A 16291-nucleotide genomic window follows, 5' to 3' on the forward strand; every position below is an offset into this window, starting at 1 on the left:
GTGCCATGGTGTTCGAAAAGCATTTCGGTGGCAGTGACTGCGATTTTGAATCTCGTCCCCACGCTCCAGCTTGACTATCGTTCCAACGCTCCGCGTTGGAATGCAGTTCGTGACGCTCCGCGTCACACAGCGGTTTTTTGATGTCAGGTAGATTGGATTGGGGTTCGACTCAGGTCACCTTTATGCGGGCTATAACGACCTCTTCGCGAGCAGGCGAAGCGTCGTCCGGCTCGCTCACGCAAGTCTTGTGTGCTTGCACTCAACCTCCCAATGCTCCTAGGCTCACCCGATCTTTGATTCGGGAAGTACCATGGACAGCTCTCTCAGCCGCCGCGAGCGGCTGCATATTGTTATTTTCGAGGCCAATACGCCTGCTGGGCGGATGTTTGACAAGGCGGTGCTGGTCGCGATTCTGCTCAGTCTGCTGGTCACTATCATCGACAGCATCGAGAGTATTCATCGTGATTACGCGATGCTTTTCGCGTGGATCGAATGGGGCTTCACGCTGATGTTTGCCATCGAATACATGCTGCGCCTCTATTGCTCGCCACGGCCGCTGAAGTACGCCTTCAGTTTCTACGGGTTGGTGGACCTGCTGGCGATCGTGCCGGGCGTGCTGTCGATCTATTACAGCGATGCGCAATACCTGCTGATCGTGCGGATCATCCGTATGCTGCGGATCTTCAGGGTGCTCAAGCTCGGCACCTACCTGCGCCAGGCCAATTACCTGCTGGCGGCGCTGCGTGGCAGCAAGCAGAAGATCATCGTGTTTCTGGTCACGGTGTCTACGCTGGTCACGGTGTTCGGCACACTGATGTATGTGATCGAAGGTCCGGAGCATGGTTTCACCAGCATTCCCAAGGGCATTTACTGGGCCATCGTGACCCTGACGACGGTGGGCTTTGGCGATATAGTGCCCAAGACCCCGCTCGGCCAGATGCTCTCCTCGCTGGTGATGATCACCGGTTACTCGATCATCGCCGTGCCCACCGGGATATTCACCGCCGAGCTGGCCAACGCCATGCGCGGCGAGCAGCTGAAACACGATTGTCCGGTGTGCTCGAAAAACCTTCACGAGCATGGCGCGGCGTTCTGCTCACGCTGCGGCAATCAATTGTTTACAAAAACAGAGCACAAGGCATAAGCAAAGATCTTTTCGGTCTTTAAACCGCAGGCACGATGCTGATAGTGTCGCGGCATTACGCCATCAGGCTTGTCACATGACGCTTCATCTCAAGGACCTTGCAGTGATTAAACTCTTCGCCGCCTCGCTACTGGCCGCCGGCCTGGCTTTTGCCAACGCTGCCCAGGCAGCTCCGCCGCTGCTCAACGTCTCCTATGACGTGATGCGTGATTTCTACAAGGACTACAACAGCGCCTTCCAGAAGCACTGGAAAGCCGAGAAGAATGAAGAGGTGACCGTGCAGATGTCCTTCGGCGGGTCGAGCAAGCAAGCGCGTTCGGTCATCGACGGGCTGCCGGCTGACGTGATCACCATGAACATGGCCACTGACATCAACGCCCTGGCCGACAATGGCAAGCTGGTGCCGGAAGACTGGGTCAGCCGCCTGCCAAACAACAGCGCGCCCTTCACGTCGGCCACGGTGTTCATCGTGCGCAAAGGCAACCCGAAGGCGATCAAAGACTGGCCGGACCTGATCAAGGATGGCGTCGAAGTCATCGTGCCCAACCCGAAAACCTCGGGCAACGGCCGCTACACCTACCTGTCGGCCTGGGGCTACACCCTGAAAAAAGGCGGCGATGAAGCGGCGGCGAAGAAATTCGTCGGTGATCTGTTCAGCCATGTGCCAGTGCTTGATACCGGCGGCCGTGGTGCGACCACTACGTTCATGACCAACCAGATCGGCGACGTGCTGGTCACCTTCGAGAACGAAGCGGAAATGATCGCCCGTGAATTCGGTCGCGACCAGTTCGAAGTGGTCTACCCGTCCGTGTCGGCAGAAGCCGAGCCACCGGTCAGTGAGGTCGACAAGGTCGTGGACAGGAAAGGATCCCGCCCCCTGGCTGAGGAATACCTGAAATACCTGTGGTCACCGGAAGGCCAGGAAATCGCGGCCAAAAACTACCTGCGCCCGCGTGACCCGCAGGTGCTGGCCAAGTATACGGATCGCTTCCCGAAAGTGGACTTCCTCTCGGTGGAGAAAACCTTCGGTGACTGGCGCACAGTGCAGAAGACCCACTTCATCGACGGCGGTGTGTTCGACCAGATCTATCCGGGCAAATAAGCCGCTCAGGCAATGCAAAACGGCGACCTGCAAGGTCGCCGTTTTTATTCAAGCCTGAATCATTTACTGAACTGTTTGCCCAGCCCTGCCGGCACGCCACTGACATCAGTCGCCTGCCACGGACCGTTGGGGCTGGTTGCCCAGCTCCAGCCGTCATTCCACTGATAGTAGGTGCGCTGGCGATAGAAGGTATTGGGCTGATCGTCCATCACGTACACGCCCAGGCGCGGGTCCCAGTGGCTACCGCCGCCCGGTGGCGGCGCGAAGCTGGCCGAGGATTTCGGCGCTGCGGCAGGCGCCTTGGCAGGCTCCGAAGGCGCGCTACTCGGACGCGGCGCGCCGGGCTGCTGGCCACCCGGCAGGTTGAGGATCGGCTCCTGGCTATGTGGCGGTGCCGGATGCTGGACAGCACAGGCACTCAGGCCAACGACCAGACCCAACAAGGTGATGCGTGCGGTACGGTACATAAGCGAATTCTCTAGTTATCCGGACTGTCAATGGTCAACGCCTGCTGAACCCCGGAATCACTGGCCAGTGGCTGACTGCGGCCGACCCACTCACCGGTGGTTGGCTGCCCTGCGCGAGACACTCGCGCAACCAGTTGGACTTGCGCAAAGTTCGACAGGTTCAGTTGCGGCATCATCGCGTCGGAATCGCTCAGTTCCACGTCGGCAGGCAAGTCCGCCACGGTAATGCGTTTGACCGCCAAAGGCGCCGCCGGGCCATTGATGGCGCGGGCGAAGATGAACACGCTGTCGTTCGGCCTTACCTTGCCTTGAAGCGCCGCAGCCAGCTCGACATGAATTTTAATCGACTTCGCCTTAACCGCAGGAGCAGGCGCCGCGTCTGCAGGGCGTTTGGCGAGGTTTTCTCTGGCGCGGGCAATGCCGCCTTCCAGCGCCGAACGCGATGCGTCATCTGCGGGCAGCGCCGCGAGCAACCGGGTCCAGTAATCCACCGCCGCCTGATAGCGCTGAGTTTCAAACGCGGCAATCCCCAGCAGACCAAGGCTGGTGACTTCCCTGGGGTCAGCCTGCAGCGCTTCGTCGGTCAGCGCCTGCACCTGGGGTGTGAAGTGCTTGTCGCTGGCGAAATACAGCGCCTGAGCCCATTGCCCGAGCAACTCGGGCTGCCTTCCGGCCAGCGCTACCGAACGCTCGAACATCTGCGCGGCATCACCCGGGCGGTTCTGCGCCATGTAGCTGCGCGCCAGAAAATACAGGTTTTCGGCTGAGTCCGGTTGAGCCTGCACGCTGCGCTCCAGACGCTGGGTCATGTCTGCCAGCGAGGTCGGTGGTCGAGCGAATTCGCGACTCAGTTCAACCCGGTCGCTGGCCCCCAGCTGGAGATAGCCCGCCAGCCCCAACATCGGGACCAGCAGCGCAGCAAGCAGCAGCAAGGGCTTGCCCAGGCGCGAAGTCCGGTCGGGCTCCGCACCTTCGGTGTCGGCAAGCAGCTCGCGCGCTGCTTCGGTACGTGCAGCCTGCAGTTGCGCCACCGACAACACGCCCTGTTCCTGCTGAACCTGCAATTCGTTCAGTCGCTCCTGATACAACGCCACGTTCAGAGCCGTGCGGTCTTCTTCCCGTTGCGCGCGATGGCCGCGCAGCAGCGGAATCAGCAAGAAGCTCAGCGCAACCAGCAGCAACAGCCCGGCTGCCATCCAGAAATCGATCATGGGCGGTGCTCATCCAGCAAGGTGGCAAGACGCTGCCTTTCATCTTCGGAAAGCTCATCGGGCTGTGCGGATTGCGCCTTGCGGCGTCGGCTGACGATAAAGCCGATCACCGCCAGCCCGCCGATCAGCAGAGCGGCGGGCCCGAACCACAGCAGCCAGGTACGCGCATTGAGGCTCGGCTTGTAGCGAACGAAATCACCATAGCGATCGACCATGAAATCGATGATCTGCTGGTTGCTCTGCCCTTCGCCCAGCATGCGGTAGATTTCCTTGCGCAAATCAGCGGCAATCGGCGCATTGGAGTCGGCGATGTCCTGGTTCTGGCATTTCGGGCAACGCAGTTCTCTGGTCAGTTCGCTGTAACGCGCGCGCTCGGCGTCGTCGCGAAAGGCATAAGCGTCGATGGCCGCTTGAGCAATGCCTGAGCACAGCACGCTGAGCAGGACGATCAACAGACAGCGCTTCATGGCTGTGCCTCATCAACCAGTTGCTGATAGCGCGCGGCAAGCTTTTCGCGCCAAACTGCGTCGTCGATGACCCCGACGTGTTTGTAACGAATGATGCCTTGAGCGTCGATCAGGAAGGTTTCCGGCGCACCGTACACCCCCAGATTGAGCCCCAGAGAGCCGTCCTGATCACGAATATTCAACTGATACGGATCATGAAATTCCTTGAGCCATTTCAGCGCGTCGGCGTTGACGTCCTTGTAATTCACGCCATAGATCAGCACGCCCTGCTGCGCCAGCCGGGTGAGCACCGGATGCTCCACCCGGCAGGCCACGCACCAGGTGCCCCAAACGTTGACCAGCGCAGGTTTGCCGAGCAGATCGGCACGGCTCAACATCCGCTCGCCCTGCACCGCTGGTAGCGAAAATGCCGGAAAAGGCTTACCGATCAGTGCCGAGGGCAGCTCGGCGGGGTCCAGATACAAACCGCGATACAAGAACGCCGCGACGCCCAGAAACAGCACCAGTGGCAGTACCATGACCCAACGTTTCATTGTGCAGCTCCCGACATACCCAACGCCTCGCGCACCTTGTTCTTCACCCGGGTGCGATAACGCCGGTCCAGCGCCGCCAGCACCCCGCCCAGACCGGTCAGCAGGCCGCCAAGCCAGATCCAGCGCACAAACGGTTTGACATGAACCCGAACGGCCCACGCGCCATCGCCCAGCGGTTCACCCAAGGCGACATACAGGTCACGGCTGAAACCGGCATCAATGCCCGCTTCGGTCATCATCGACTGCTGCACGGTGTAGAAGCGCTTCTCCGGGTGCAGTTCGGTCAGTTGAACGCCATTGCGCAGCACGCGAACGGTGCCCCGATCCGAGGTGAAGTTCGGCCCTTCATAATGCCGAGCGCCCTCGAAGGCAAAGGTATACCCACCCAGTTCGGTGGACTCGCCGGGGGCCATGCGCAAATCGCGCTCGGCGCTGTTCTGGCTCGACAGCACCACACCCAGCGCGCACACGACAATGCCAAGGTGCGCCAGCTGCATGCCCCAGTAGCTGCGGGTCAGACTGCGTGCGCCGCTGATCAGCCCCTTGTGGCGAGTCTTGTCGAGCAGGTCGCGAACCCCGGCCAGCAGCACCCAGGCGGCGAGCATCAGGGTCGCCAGCACCGCCCACTGGAAATCGCCCAGCAGCAGACCGGCCAGCACCGCCAGGACGACGCTGCCGACCAGTACCGGGGCCAGCATGCCGAGCAGCCATTTCAACGGCGTGTCCTTCCAGCGCACCAATACGCCGACCGCCATGACCGCCAGCAACAGGCCCATCAACGGCACGAACAGCGTATTGAAATACGGCGGGCCGACCGACATCTTGGCGCCGCTCATGGCATCGATCACCAGCGGATAAAGGGTGCCCAGCAGAATCATGGACGCGGCAACCACCAGCAACAGGTTATTGCCCAGCAGCAGGGTTTCCCGCGACCACAGACCGAATCCGACCTGGCTTTTGACCACCGGTGCGCGAATCGCGAACAGGGTCAGCGAGCCACCCACCACGACCAGCAGGAACATCAGGATGAACACGCCGCGCGCCGGGTCCGAGGCAAAGGCGTGCACGGAGGTCAGCACCCCGGAACGGACCAGGAAGGTGCCCAGCAGGCTCAGTGAAAACGCAGCAATGGCCAGCAATACCGTCCAGCTCTTGAACACGCCACGTTTTTCCGTGACCGCCAGCGAGTGAATCAGCGCAGTGCCGACCAGCCAAGGCATGAACGAGGCGTTTTCCACCGGGTCCCAGAACCACCAGCCGCCCCAGCCCAGCTCGTAATACGCCCACCATGAGCCCAGGCTGATGCCGATGCCGAGAAAGGCCCAGGCCACCAGCGTCCACGGCCTGGACCAGCGCGCCCAGGCAGCGTCGAGTCGACCGCCGAGCAAGGCGGCGATGGCGAATGCAAACGCCACGGAGAAGCCGACATAGCCCATGTACAGCATCGGCGGATGCACGATAAGGCCAATATCCTGCAACAACGGGTTCAGATCACGTCCATTCGCGGGCATCTGCGGCAACAGACGCGCGAACGGATTTGAGGTGAGGATCAGAAACGACAGGAAACCCAGGCTGATCATGCCCATCACGGCGAGGACCCGCGCCAGCATCACCTGCGGCAGTTGCCGGGAAAACACCGACACGGCGAAGGTCCAGCCACCGAGAATCAATGCCCAAAGCAGCAACGAACCTTCATGCGCGCCCCACACGGCGCTGAACTTGTAGTACCAGGGCAGCGCGGTGTTGGAGTTCTGTGCAACGTAGGCGACAGAGAAGTCGTCGACCATGAACGCGTAGGTCAGGCAACCGAAGGCGAAGATCAGAAAGCTGAACTGGCCCCAGGCTGCCGGACGGGCCAGGCTCATCCACAAGCGGTCACCGCGCCACGCGCCGATCAGCGGAATGATGGCCTGCACCAGCGCAAAGCCGAGTGCCATAATCATGGCCAGATGGCCGAGTTCGGGAATCATCGATCAACCCTGTTTGACGGGTGTGGGAGACGCAGCCGGTGCCGCCCGACCGCTGTCACGCAGGGCCTTGGTGACCTCGGGGGGCATGTACTTCTCGTCATGCTTGGCCAGTACCTCGTCGGCCACCACTACGCCCTGTGCATTGAGTTTGCCCAGCGCCACGATGCCCTGCCCTTCGCGAAACAGATCGGGAAGAATGCCTCGATAGGTGATGGTTACCGACTTGTTGAAATCGGTGACCACAAAACGCACGTCCAGCGAATCGGCCGAGCGCTGCAATGAGCCCTTTTCGACCATGCCGCCGGCCCGAATGCGGGTATCCAGTGGTGCCTCGCCATTGGCGATCTGGCTGGGGGTGTAGAACAGGTTGATGTTTTCCTGCAAGGCGCTGAGAGCCAGGGTCACGGCCAGACCAACACCGGCCAGCAGCGCGACAATGATCAACAAGCGTTTTTTGCGTAGCGGGTTCACGGGCGATTCCCCCGCTTCAGGCGACGCGCCTGCTGTTTCAGAAAGCGCTGCCGCGCCCATAGCGGCAGCGCCACGTTGATCAGCAGCACCACAAGGCACAGGCCGTAGGCCGACCAGACAAATACCCCGTGGCGACCCATGGCAAGAAAATCGCTGAACGATGCAAAACTCAAAGCGTGTTCTCCGACTGCGCTGCTGTGTGCCCCAGGCTGCGCAGAATCTCGGCCTTGACCCACTGGGTACGCGCTTCGCGACGCAACACTTCAAGACGCATGCGCATCATCAACAGCACGCCGAACAAGCAGTAGAAGCCCAGCGTGGTGAACAGCAGCGGCAACCACATTTCAGCCGGCATGGCGGGTTTCTCCGTGAGGCTGAACGTCGACCCCTGATGCAGGGTGTTCCACCACTCGACCGAATACTTGATGATCGGAATGTTCACCACGCCGACGATCGCCAGCACCGCGCAGGCCTTGGCGGCGCTGTCGCGGTTACTGATGGCATTGCCCAGCGCGATCAGGCCGAAATACAGGAACAGCAGAATCAGCATCGAGGTCAGTCGCGCGTCCCAGACCCACCATGCCCCCCAGGTGGGCTTGCCCCAGATCGCGCCGGTCGCCAGCGCCAGCGCGGTCATCCACGCGCCGATGGGTGCAGCGCAGTGCAGCGCGACATCGGCCAGCTTGATTCTCCAGACCAGCCCGACCAGCCCGCACACGGCCAGCATCACGTAACAGGACTGGGCGAGCATCGCGGCAGGTACGTGGATATAAATGATCCGGAAGCTGTTGCCCTGCTGGTAATCCGGCGGCGCGAACGCCAGGCCCCAGACAATGCCGATGACCAGCAACAGCACAGCGACAACACTCATCCAGGGCTGCAGGCGTGCGCTGACGCGATAAAACCCTTTCGGCGAGCCGAGCGTGTGCAGCCAGGCCCAATCGATGCTGCTTTTCATGGCGTTGCTTTTCATCAGGGTGCATCCAGGGGGTTGACCGGCATCGAAGTCTCGATGCCGGAGCCTCAATTATTCGCCGATGCTGATTTTCAGGCCAGCGGCTATCGCAAAGGGTGTCAGGGTGATCGCCAACGCCGCCAGGCTGGCCAGCCACAGCAGATAGCCGGTCGCCGGCATGCCCTGCAGCGCGGCTTGCAATGCACCGCTGCCCAGAATCAGTACCGGGATGTACAACGGCAGAATCAACAATGCCAGCAGCAGGCCGCCACGCTTCAAACCCACGGTCAACGCTGCACCCAATGCGCCCAGCAGGCTGAGCACCGGGGTGCCCAGCAGCAGCGAAACCATCAGCACCGGCAGGCACTGCACCGGCAGACCGAGCATCAAGGCCAGCAAAGGTGACAACAGTACCAGTGCCAGCCCGGAAAAAACCCAGTGTGCCAGCACTTTGATCAGCACCAGAAGGGCCAGCGGGTGCGGCGAAAGGACCCACTGCTCCAGCGAGCCATCCTCGAAATCACTGCGCAACAGCCCGTCCAGCGACAGCAGCACGGCCAGCAGTGCCGCCACCCAGACCAGCCCCGGCGACAAGGTTTGCAACAATTGCGTCTGCGGTCCCAGCGCCAGCGGGAACAGGGCGACCACGATCGCAAAGAACACCAGCGGGTTGGCCAGCTCTGCCGGGCGCCTCGCCAGCAGCCGCACCTCACGAAGCATCAGCAGGACAAACACATTGCTCATGCTGACCATTGCCCCAGGTCGAGGTCCCGATAGCCCGCAGGCAGGCGGTTCAGGCTGTGGTGGGTGGTCATGACAATCATACCGCCGTGTTCACAGTGCCGGGCGAGGTGGTTTTCCAGTTGCTCGATGCCTTGGCGGTCGAGCGCGGTAAACGGCTCGTCGAGCAGCCAGAGTGGCGGGCCCGGCAGATACAGACGTGCCAGCGCGACGCGACGCTGCTGCCCGGCTGACAAGGTATGACAGGGCACGTCCTCGAAACCTGCCAGGCCGACCGCATCGAGGGCGGTGGCTATGGCGTCGGCATCGGCTGGCTGGTGCAGTGCGCTGAGCCAGGACAGGTTTTCCAGCGGCGTCAGCACATCCTTGAGCGCTGGCGCATGACCGATCCACAACGGTTTGCGGCCCGGTGCGGCGGGCTGCCGGCCCAGTGGCTGCGCGTCGAGCAGGATTTGCCCGGCCGTTGGCTGCATCAGCCCGCACAGCAGGCGCAGCAGGCTGGTCTTGCCGCAGCCGTTGGGACCGCTGATCTGCAGCATGTCGCCTGTGTGCAGGTGAAGATCGAGGTTTTCGAACAGCATCCGCCCGTCCCGCTCACACGCCAGAGCCGTCGCTTGCAAAAATGGGGTGGCTGGGATCATCGGGCGTTTCCAGTGTTTTGCGTCGCGAAATGTGCCAAAACAGACACATACGGAGTAAAACGCGGTTCAAGTCGGGGTTGATACGGCCGTTACATGAAGAGAAGTTAATGGCGGCTGGTCCGGTTTTGGCCGGTATTATACATGCGAGTCCTGTTATCAAAGGGGCAATTTCCTCGGGTCGATAGTTCAATGACAGGCGACATCACCAGCGTTCCGGCAACAAACGCCACTCTGACACTGTTGCGCGCCGGCATCTCCCCCGCGCAAGTGCTGACCATGCTGCAATCGGCGGAAAATCTGATCCCCGAAGGCGAAACCGCCAACGCCGAAGTGCTGACCCTCAAGCAGGTCAACCAGAACTTCCAACTGCTGTTGCGGCTGGTGCTCGCCAACGGCAGCCTGACCAATTTACCGGTCACCAGCAGCGTCCCGTTCACGCCCGGCAGCCTGCTGCAAGTGTCGCAGGCGTCGGCTAACGAGCTGACCTTGACGCTGCAGCAACTCAACAGCGCGATGAAAAACTCGATGACCAGCATCGATACCCGACAATTACCGGTCGGCACGCTGCTGCAGGGCAAAGTCATGACCAGCCAGGTGATCGCTCAGGCGGTCAATCAACTGGCCGGCCAGAACCCGGCCGCTGCGACGCCCACCTACCGCTCCATCGTGATGCTGCTCAACACGGCGCTGGCGGGTTCCAGTCTGACCATCGAGAGCCCGCAGCCGCTGACGGTCGGCAGCCTCTTGAGCGCTCAGGTACAAGGCAATCAGGCACTCAACTTCGTGGCCCTGCCCGGTCGCTTCGACCAACTGGCCTTGGCGCAGCAACTGTCCGCACAGCAAAATCGCCAAGGCTCGCTGGACACCCTGATCAACGCCCTGCAAAACCTGCAGTCCGGCAGCCCGACCAGTAACAGCCCGGCCATCAGCGCGCCGCTGCAGGCCAGTATCGACCAATTGCTCGCCGACCTGCCCGATGTCGAGCAGATGACCACGCCCAAAGGCGTGGCCCAGGCGTTCAACGCCAGCGGCGCTTTTCTGGAAGCCAGGCTGCTGGCCGGCTTGAACCCGGCGCAAATGCCGGACATGAAGGCCAACCTGATGCGCCTGATCGCCCAGATCCTTCCCGGCCTGCCGGACAACATGTCTTACGGCGCAGCGGCGGCCTCCAATACCCTGGCGCGCACGATGCCCAATGCAATCCGCAATGCGCTGGGTACCCTGGGCCTGGTTGCGGCACGCACTCAGCCCAGCATTTTTCCGTTGCCATCGCGCACGGTCGGCGGTGGCGAGAAGGAGGATGATCTGGAAATCCTCCTCAAGCTCGCGGCGGCTGCTGTCTCACGCCTGCAAAGCCATCAACTGGGCGGGCTGGAACAGACGCGTAGCAACGCCGACGGCACCCAGGTGACCACCTGGCAGCTGGAAGTGCCGATGCGCAACGCCCACGACATTGTGCCCTTGCAGGTCAAGGTGCAGCGTGAAGACAAGCCGGATCAGGAAGCGGCCGAAGACCGTGATGGTATCGAGATCAAGGACACCCGGGAAAAGCTCTGGAAAGTCGACCTGGCGTTCGACCTCGAGCCGTTGGGCCCCTTGCAGGTGCATGCGCAACTATTGCGCGGCACACTGTCCAGCCAGCTATGGGCCGAGCGCCCCGACAGCGCGGCATTGATTGAACATGAACTGGGGTACTTGCGCGAACGGCTGATAGCCTGCGGTCTGGAGGTGGGCGAACTGGCCTGCAGCCACGGCGCACCGCCGAGCGGTCCGCGCACCGCGCTCGAACAACGCTGGATTGATGAGAACGCCTGATGAGCCTACCCGATCACACTCCGCGCCAGGCTATCGCCCTCAGCTATGACGGCCAGCACGCCCCGACGCTCAGCGCCAAGGGCGACGACCAGTTGGCCGAGGCCATCCTGGCCATCGCCCGCGAATACGAAGTGCCGATCTATGAGAACGCCGAACTGGTCAAGCTGTTGGCACGCATGGAGCTAGGCGACAGTATTCCAGAGCCGCTGTACCGCACGATTGCCGAAATCATCGCGTTCGCCTGGCACCTGAAAGGCAAATTTCCAGCAGGTCAGGACCCGGACGCGCCGCCTGTCGAACGCGATATCACGCCGCGCTACTGACAGCCGAGGCGCTGGCCGGCATCACATTGCAATCGGCTTGCGCCCTGCAAACGAATGCGCCAGCGTGCCACCGTCGACCAGGTCCAGCTCGCCACCCAACGGAACGCCGTGAGCAATGCGCGACGCGACCAGGCCCTTGTCGTGGAGCAGTTGGGCGATGTAATGCGCCGTCGCCTCACCTTCCACCGTCGGATTGGTGGCGAGGATCACCTCGGTGAAGGTGCCCTGCTGGCTGATGCGCTCCATCAATTGCGGAATGCCGATGGCCTCCGGTCCCAGGCCGTCGAGTGGCGACAGATGGCCCTTGAGCACGAAGTAACGACCGCGGTAGCCAGTCTGCTCCACCGCATAGACATCCGTCGGGCCTTCGACTACACACAGCAGCGTGTCATCACGCCGCGGGTCTGCGCATTGCGGGCAGAGCTCCTCTTCGGTCAGCGTGCGGCACGAGCGGCAGTGACCCACGCCGTCCATCGCCTGCCCCAGTGCCTGCGCCAGCCGCGAACCGCCGCTGCGGTCGCGCTCCAGCAACTGCAACGCCATGCGCTGAGCGGTTTTCTGACCGACGCCCGGCAGCACGCGGAAGGCATCGATCAACTGGCGAATCAGGGGGCTGAAGCTCATGGAGAAAAATCCGACAAAAACACAAGACGCGGTTTATACCCGCGCGTTGCCGTGAGCGTCAATTAAGGTGTTCAACCCAGCGACCAACAGCGTGCCGGTACTGTGCCGAATCAGGCTTTCAGGGCTGTCTCGAGAAACTCGGTCAACGCCTGTACCCGTGCGCTGCGATGCTTGCGTACAGGCACCAGCAGGTTGATCGGCGCACTGGCCAGCTGCCAATCGGCAAGCACCCGCACCAGCCTGCCACTGGCAATGGCGTCGCTGACGTCCCACTGCGAGCGCAACACGATGCCCAGCCCCTGCTCGGCCCAGCGCCGGGCGACCGAGCCGTCGTTACTGAGCAGCGCGGGCTCGATGCGCAGGGTCTTTTTCGTCTGGCCCTTGCTCAGGTGCCAGAGGGTGACGTCTTCATCGTTTTCGCGAATGCAGATGCAGCGATGGCCGGCCAGCTGCTCGGGCGTCGAGGGCACACCATGCTGCTCGATATACGCCGGGCTGGCGCACAACCAGCGATGATTCTGTGCCAACGGCATGGCGATCCACTGGCTGTCATTGAGGCTGCCGATGTGTATCACCGCATCGCTGTCATGACGGTCCGGCCAGGGTGTTTCGCGCAGGTCCAGTTGCAGGCACAACTGCGGGTGCAGCCTGGCGAAGCGCGCCAGCAGCGGCGCAATGCGCTGGCGTCCATAACCGAACGGCGCTGCCAGGCGCAGCGTGCCCACCAGTCGTTCATCTCGCTGCCTGAAGGACTCCGGGAGTGCCTCCAGTTGCTCCAGCAACTGTGCGCTTTCGCGGGCGAAACGCTCGCCATCAGCGGTCAGACTCAGGCGTCTGGCGTCGCGACTGGCCAGGGTGATGCCCAGTTGCGTCTCCAGTTTGCGCAAGCGCATCGACAATGCGGGCGGCGAAACATTGAGGATTCTGGCGGCAGCACTGAGCGATTCGCAGCGCGACAGGGTCACGGCCAGACGCAGGTCTTCGATGGCGATCATTCACTTCAGCTTAAGGATTGATGATCACGCATTGAACCACAGCTTCATCATCGCTGCGTAGAGTGGCTGCCGTACCTAGTCACACGAGCGCTTTCCATGTCAGCCTCCCTGTCTTCTCTCGATACGCCTGTCGCGCTGCTCGACGTGTCGCGCATGCAGCACAATATCCAGCGCATGCAACAACGCATGAATGAACTGGGCGTGCGCTTGCGCCCACACGTCAAGACCAGCAAATGCCTGCCGGTCATTCAGGCGCAGATTGCAGCGGGCGCCAGCGGCGTCACGGTGTCGACATTAAAGGAGGCCGAGCACTGCTTTGCCGAAGGCATCGACGACGTGTTCTATGCCGTCGCCATTGCACCCGGCAAGCTGGAGCAGGCACTCAGACTGCGGCGCAAGGGCTGCCGCCTGAGCATCCTGACCGATAGCGTAGCGGCGGCCCGGGCGATTGCGGTTTTCGGCCAGGCGCATGACGAACGTTTCGACGTGTGGATTGAAATCGATTGCGACGGTCATCGCTCCGGGCTGACCGTCGAAGACCCCTCGCTGGTCGAGGTCGCGAGCACGCTGGTCAACGGCGGCATGCAACTGCGTGGGGTAATGACCCATGCCGGGTCCAGTTATGACCTCGACACCCCCGCAGCCCTGCAAGCGCTCGCCGAACAGGAACGCAGGCTGTGCGTCAGCGCCGCCGAGCGGATTCGCCAGGCAGGGCTGCCCTGTGAGGACGTCAGCATCGGTTCGACCCCGACGGCACTGTCGGCGCAGAGCCTGCACGGCGTGACCGAAGTTCGCGCCGGGGTGTATGTGTTCTTCGATCTGGTGATGCACAACATTGGCGTATGCCGGGCAGATGAGCTGGCCCTGAGCGTGTTGACCACGGTCATCGGCCATCAGCAGGACAAGGGCTGGATCATTGTTGACGCGGGCTGGATGGCCATGAGTCGCGACCGTGGCACTCAGCGCCAGCGTGAGGATTTCGGCTACGGCCAGGTGTGCAGCGAAACTGGCGAGTGGATCGACGGTGCACGGGTCACCGGTGCCAATCAGGAGCACGGCATCATCACGCTTGCTGCGGGCAGCGAGACCGACATCAGCGAGCGTTTTCCCATCGGTAGCCGGCTGCGCATTCTGCCCAATCACGCCTGTGCCACCGGCGCGCAATTCCCCGACTACCACGCCTGCGACAGCGAAGGCGCAATCCATACCTGGAGTCGTCTGCATGGCTGGTGAGATGAAACCGATCAGTACGCCCGGGGCTGCAGCACCCGGCGGGCATTATTCGCAGGCGATGCTGCATCAAGGCACGCTGCATGTTTCCGGACAACTGCCGGTGCGCGCCGATGGCAGTCACAGCGTCGGCGAGCCGTTCGAGGTCCAGGCCGCCGTGGCGCTGGACAATCTGCTGGCCATCCTTGGCGCAGCGGGATGCAGCACGGATGACCTGCTTAAAGTGACCATTTACATCGCAGGCGTCCAGCACTGGCCTGCCTTCGACCGCCTCTACGCGGGCTATCTGGGCGAGCATCGCCCTGCGCGCGCGGTGGTGCCGGTCCCGGAATTGCACCACGGTTACCTGATCGAGATCGAAGCCCTGGCGCGTTGCAGCCAATCAACATGACCGGGAGCCCCTCATGACCCCACAAAAAAGCGATGTCCTGATTATCGGCGGCGGCTTCATGGGCGCATCCTCCGCGTTTTTTCTGCGCCAGCACGGCCGTTCGGTCACCCTGCTGGAGCGCGACCAGATCGGCCAATATGCCAGCGGCGTGAATTTCGGCAACGTGCGCCGTCAGGGACGGTTTCTCGGCCAACTGGAACTGTCCAATCGCTCCTGGGCACTGTGGAAGCGCCTGCCGGAGCTGATCGGCGAAGACCTGGAATTCATTCCCAGCGGGCACATGCGCGTTTGCTATCGCGAAGACGAAATCGCCGAACTGGAAGCCTATGCCGCCGCCCCGGAAGCCCGCGAGCTGGACTTGCAGATCCTTTCCGGCAAGGCGCTGCACGACCGTTTTCCGTTTCTCGGTACACAAGTCAAAGGCGGTTCCTATGCGCCCCATGACGGGCACGCCAACCCAAGGCTGGCAGCCCCCGCGTTCGCCCGTGCGGCGATTCGTGCAGGTGCAAGAATCGAAGAACGCACTGAAGTGACCGAGGTGCAAAAGGTGGGCGGCGAGTTTCAGGTCACCACCGCCGATGGACAGCTATTCGTCGCCGAACAGTTGCTCATCACTGCCGGTGCCTGGGGCGCCAGGCTCGCCGAGCAGTTCGGCGAGTCTGTCCCTCTTGAGCCCAACGGACCGCAGATGTCGGTGACAGAACCGGTGCCTTACGCGCTGCCGACGGTGATCGGGGTGTTTACCAGGATCAAGGAAGAAGTGATCTATTTCCGGCAGATCCCGCGCGGCAACATCATCATCGGGGGTGGCAATCGCAATAAGCCGGACATGCTCAACCGCCGCGCCTACTTCAAGCCGGAGAGCCTGATCAACCAGATGAAACAGATGAAACGCCTGCTACCGGGCGCAGAAAAGCTGAACATCATCCGCGTCTGGAGCGGCATCGAGAGTTACACACCGGACTCGCTGCCGATCATGGGCCGCAGCGGCAAGGTCGACGGCCTGTTCTATGCGTTTGGCTTTTGCGGCCACGGTTTTCAGCTTGGCCCCGGCGTCGGTGACGTCATGGCCGAGCTGATCAGCACCGGCAGCACGCGCACGTTGATCAGCCCGTTCGATATTCGCCGCTTCACCGATCCGACCGCCATCGAAATGCCGCTCATGTCCAGCCTGATGAGCACCGGAAAGCTGGTATGAGCCCAACCACTCA

General features: G+C 62.0%; 19 protein-coding genes. 7 read left to right on the forward strand and 12 right to left on the reverse strand.

The window, feature by feature from the left end; genetic code table 11:
• Positions 1 to 310 precede the first annotated feature (310 nt).
• Complete coding sequence (locus tag KUIN1_RS17375) at positions 311 to 1144, forward strand: ion transporter (RefSeq protein ID WP_004408189.1); 834 nt, start codon at positions 311 to 313, stop codon at positions 1142 to 1144.
• Positions 1145 to 1220: 76 nt separating this feature from the next.
• The gene (locus KUIN1_RS17380; protein WP_004408188.1) at positions 1221 to 2246 is read left to right on the forward strand and encodes a sulfate ABC transporter substrate-binding protein; all 1026 of its coding nucleotides are present in this window, start codon (positions 1221 to 1223) and stop codon (positions 2244 to 2246) included.
• 59 nt (positions 2247 to 2305) lie between these two features.
• On the opposite strand, the gene KUIN1_RS17385 is transcribed toward KUIN1_RS17380, so the two are convergent.
• The 10 genes from KUIN1_RS17385 to ccmA are packed head-to-tail and all read right to left on the reverse strand — an operon-like array spanning position 2306 to position 9702.
• Positions 2306 to 2713 (reverse strand): hypothetical protein, encoded by a 408-nt coding sequence (locus KUIN1_RS17385; protein ID WP_004408187.1) that lies wholly within the window; start codon positions 2711 to 2713, stop codon positions 2306 to 2308.
• Between the two features lie 11 nt (positions 2714 to 2724).
• Positions 2725 to 3924 (reverse strand): c-type cytochrome biogenesis protein CcmI, encoded by a 1200-nt coding sequence (gene ccmI, locus KUIN1_RS17390; RefSeq protein ID WP_024640411.1) that lies wholly within the window; start codon positions 3922 to 3924, stop codon positions 2725 to 2727.
• Positions 3921 to 4391, reverse strand: coding sequence for a cytochrome c-type biogenesis protein (locus tag KUIN1_RS17395; protein ID WP_024640412.1), 471 nt, complete (start codon positions 4389 to 4391; stop codon positions 3921 to 3923). The genes ccmI and KUIN1_RS17395 overlap by 4 nt, the downstream gene beginning before the upstream one ends.
• Positions 4388 to 4924 (reverse strand): DsbE family thiol:disulfide interchange protein, encoded by a 537-nt coding sequence (locus tag KUIN1_RS17400; protein ID WP_011268401.1) that lies wholly within the window; start codon positions 4922 to 4924, stop codon positions 4388 to 4390. Before KUIN1_RS17400 ends, KUIN1_RS17395 begins: the two co-directional genes overlap by 4 nt.
• Positions 4921 to 6894 carry a heme lyase CcmF/NrfE family subunit gene (locus KUIN1_RS17405; protein WP_116886192.1) on the reverse strand — a complete coding sequence of 658 codons (1974 nt, stop codon included), beginning with the start codon at positions 6892 to 6894 and terminating at the stop codon, positions 4921 to 4923. The genes KUIN1_RS17400 and KUIN1_RS17405 overlap by 4 nt, the downstream gene beginning before the upstream one ends.
• Positions 6895 to 6897: 3 nt before the next feature.
• Positions 6898 to 7365, reverse strand: a complete 468-nt coding sequence (gene ccmE, locus KUIN1_RS17410) for a cytochrome c maturation protein CcmE (protein ID WP_011268403.1) — start codon at positions 7363 to 7365, stop codon at positions 6898 to 6900.
• Positions 7362 to 7538 carry a heme exporter protein CcmD gene (ccmD, locus tag KUIN1_RS17415; protein ID WP_011268404.1) on the reverse strand — a complete coding sequence of 59 codons (177 nt, stop codon included), beginning with the start codon at positions 7536 to 7538 and terminating at the stop codon, positions 7362 to 7364. Before ccmD ends, ccmE begins: the two co-directional genes overlap by 4 nt.
• The gene (locus KUIN1_RS17420; protein WP_116886193.1) at positions 7535 to 8338 is read right to left on the reverse strand and encodes a heme ABC transporter permease; all 804 of its coding nucleotides are present in this window, start codon (positions 8336 to 8338) and stop codon (positions 7535 to 7537) included. The genes ccmD and KUIN1_RS17420 overlap by 4 nt, the downstream gene beginning before the upstream one ends.
• 54 nt (positions 8339 to 8392) lie before the next feature.
• Positions 8393 to 9064 (reverse strand): heme exporter protein CcmB, encoded by a 672-nt coding sequence (gene ccmB, locus KUIN1_RS17425; protein WP_004408170.1) that lies wholly within the window; start codon positions 9062 to 9064, stop codon positions 8393 to 8395.
• A complete protein-coding gene (gene ccmA, locus KUIN1_RS17430; RefSeq protein WP_024659626.1) occupies positions 9061 to 9702 on the reverse strand; it encodes a cytochrome c biogenesis heme-transporting ATPase CcmA in 642 nt (213 codons plus the stop codon). Before ccmA ends, ccmB begins: the two co-directional genes overlap by 4 nt.
• A 189-nt stretch (positions 9703 to 9891) precedes the next feature.
• Between ccmA and fliK the strand changes: the two genes are divergently transcribed.
• Entirely contained in the window at positions 9892 to 11517 is a 1626-nt protein-coding gene (gene fliK / locus KUIN1_RS17435) for a flagellar hook-length control protein FliK (protein ID WP_004408167.1), read from the forward strand.
• Positions 11517 to 11840, forward strand: coding sequence for an EscU/YscU/HrcU family type III secretion system export apparatus switch protein (locus KUIN1_RS17440; protein ID WP_003370273.1), 324 nt, complete (start codon positions 11517 to 11519; stop codon positions 11838 to 11840). Before fliK ends, KUIN1_RS17440 begins: the two co-directional genes overlap by 1 nt.
• A 21-nt stretch (positions 11841 to 11861) precedes the next feature.
• Here KUIN1_RS17440 and recR read toward each other — a convergent pair whose 3' ends face one another.
• Positions 11862 to 12464 carry a recombination mediator RecR gene (recR, locus tag KUIN1_RS17445; RefSeq protein WP_004408165.1) on the reverse strand — a complete coding sequence of 201 codons (603 nt, stop codon included), beginning with the start codon at positions 12462 to 12464 and terminating at the stop codon, positions 11862 to 11864.
• Between the two features lie 110 nt (positions 12465 to 12574).
• Positions 12575 to 13459, reverse strand: coding sequence for a LysR family transcriptional regulator (locus KUIN1_RS17450; protein ID WP_004408163.1), 885 nt, complete (start codon positions 13457 to 13459; stop codon positions 12575 to 12577).
• Between the two features lie 96 nt (positions 13460 to 13555).
• Between KUIN1_RS17450 and KUIN1_RS17455 the strand changes: the two genes are divergently transcribed.
• Genes KUIN1_RS17455 through KUIN1_RS17465 form a run of 3 tightly spaced genes read left to right on the forward strand, consistent with a single transcriptional unit; the run spans position 13556 to position 16278 of the window.
• Complete coding sequence (locus KUIN1_RS17455) at positions 13556 to 14692, forward strand: DSD1 family PLP-dependent enzyme (RefSeq protein WP_110392864.1); 1137 nt, start codon at positions 13556 to 13558, stop codon at positions 14690 to 14692.
• Positions 14682 to 15080: a RidA family protein gene (locus KUIN1_RS17460; protein ID WP_011268409.1), complete on the forward strand. Its 399-nt coding sequence runs from the start codon at positions 14682 to 14684 to the stop codon at positions 15078 to 15080. The genes KUIN1_RS17455 and KUIN1_RS17460 overlap by 11 nt, the downstream gene beginning before the upstream one ends.
• A gap of 13 nt (positions 15081 to 15093) precedes the next feature.
• Positions 15094 to 16278 carry an NAD(P)/FAD-dependent oxidoreductase gene (locus tag KUIN1_RS17465; protein ID WP_011268410.1) on the forward strand — a complete coding sequence of 395 codons (1185 nt, stop codon included), beginning with the start codon at positions 15094 to 15096 and terminating at the stop codon, positions 16276 to 16278.
• Positions 16279 to 16291 lie beyond the last annotated feature (13 nt).

Source organism: Pseudomonas sp. KUIN-1, assembly GCF_009176725.1.
In the GTDB taxonomy this organism is placed as follows: domain Bacteria; phylum Pseudomonadota; class Gammaproteobacteria; order Pseudomonadales; family Pseudomonadaceae; genus Aquipseudomonas; species Aquipseudomonas fragariae.

What these genes read in the sequence shown, in the direction of transcription:
- KUIN1_RS17380 (WP_004408188.1), top strand. Translation starts at nt 1,221, where the DNA reads ATGACGCTTCATCTCAAGGACCTTGCAGTGATTAAACTCTTCGCCGCC.
- ccmI (WP_024640411.1), bottom strand. Translation starts at nt 3,924, where the DNA reads ATGATCGATTTCTGGATGGCAGCCGGGCTGTTGCTGCTGGTTGCGCTG.
- KUIN1_RS17455 (WP_110392864.1), top strand. Translation starts at nt 13,556, where the DNA reads ATGTCAGCCTCCCTGTCTTCTCTCGATACGCCTGTCGCGCTGCTCGAC.
- KUIN1_RS17440 (WP_003370273.1), top strand. Translation starts at nt 11,517, where the DNA reads ATGAGCCTACCCGATCACACTCCGCGCCAGGCTATCGCCCTCAGCTAT.
- KUIN1_RS17460 (WP_011268409.1), top strand. Translation starts at nt 14,682, where the DNA reads ATGGCTGGTGAGATGAAACCGATCAGTACGCCCGGGGCTGCAGCACCC.
- KUIN1_RS17420 (WP_116886193.1), bottom strand. Translation starts at nt 8,338, where the DNA reads ATGAAAAGCAACGCCATGAAAAGCAGCATCGATTGGGCCTGGCTGCAC.
- KUIN1_RS17400 (WP_011268401.1), bottom strand. Translation starts at nt 4,924, where the DNA reads ATGAAACGTTGGGTCATGGTACTGCCACTGGTGCTGTTTCTGGGCGTC.
- ccmA (WP_024659626.1), bottom strand. Translation starts at nt 9,702, where the DNA reads ATGATCCCAGCCACCCCATTTTTGCAAGCGACGGCTCTGGCGTGTGAG.
- KUIN1_RS17450 (WP_004408163.1), bottom strand. Translation starts at nt 13,459, where the DNA reads ATGATCGCCATCGAAGACCTGCGTCTGGCCGTGACCCTGTCGCGCTGC.
- fliK (WP_004408167.1), top strand. Translation starts at nt 9,892, where the DNA reads ATGACAGGCGACATCACCAGCGTTCCGGCAACAAACGCCACTCTGACA.
- ccmB (WP_004408170.1), bottom strand. Translation starts at nt 9,064, where the DNA reads ATGAGCAATGTGTTTGTCCTGCTGATGCTTCGTGAGGTGCGGCTGCTG.
- KUIN1_RS17395 (WP_024640412.1), bottom strand. Translation starts at nt 4,391, where the DNA reads ATGAAGCGCTGTCTGTTGATCGTCCTGCTCAGCGTGCTGTGCTCAGGC.
- KUIN1_RS17375 (WP_004408189.1), top strand. Translation starts at nt 311, where the DNA reads ATGGACAGCTCTCTCAGCCGCCGCGAGCGGCTGCATATTGTTATTTTC.
- recR (WP_004408165.1), bottom strand. Translation starts at nt 12,464, where the DNA reads ATGAGCTTCAGCCCCCTGATTCGCCAGTTGATCGATGCCTTCCGCGTG.
- KUIN1_RS17385 (WP_004408187.1), bottom strand. Translation starts at nt 2,713, where the DNA reads ATGTACCGTACCGCACGCATCACCTTGTTGGGTCTGGTCGTTGGCCTG.
- KUIN1_RS17465 (WP_011268410.1), top strand. Translation starts at nt 15,094, where the DNA reads ATGACCCCACAAAAAAGCGATGTCCTGATTATCGGCGGCGGCTTCATG.
- KUIN1_RS17405 (WP_116886192.1), bottom strand. Translation starts at nt 6,894, where the DNA reads ATGATTCCCGAACTCGGCCATCTGGCCATGATTATGGCACTCGGCTTT.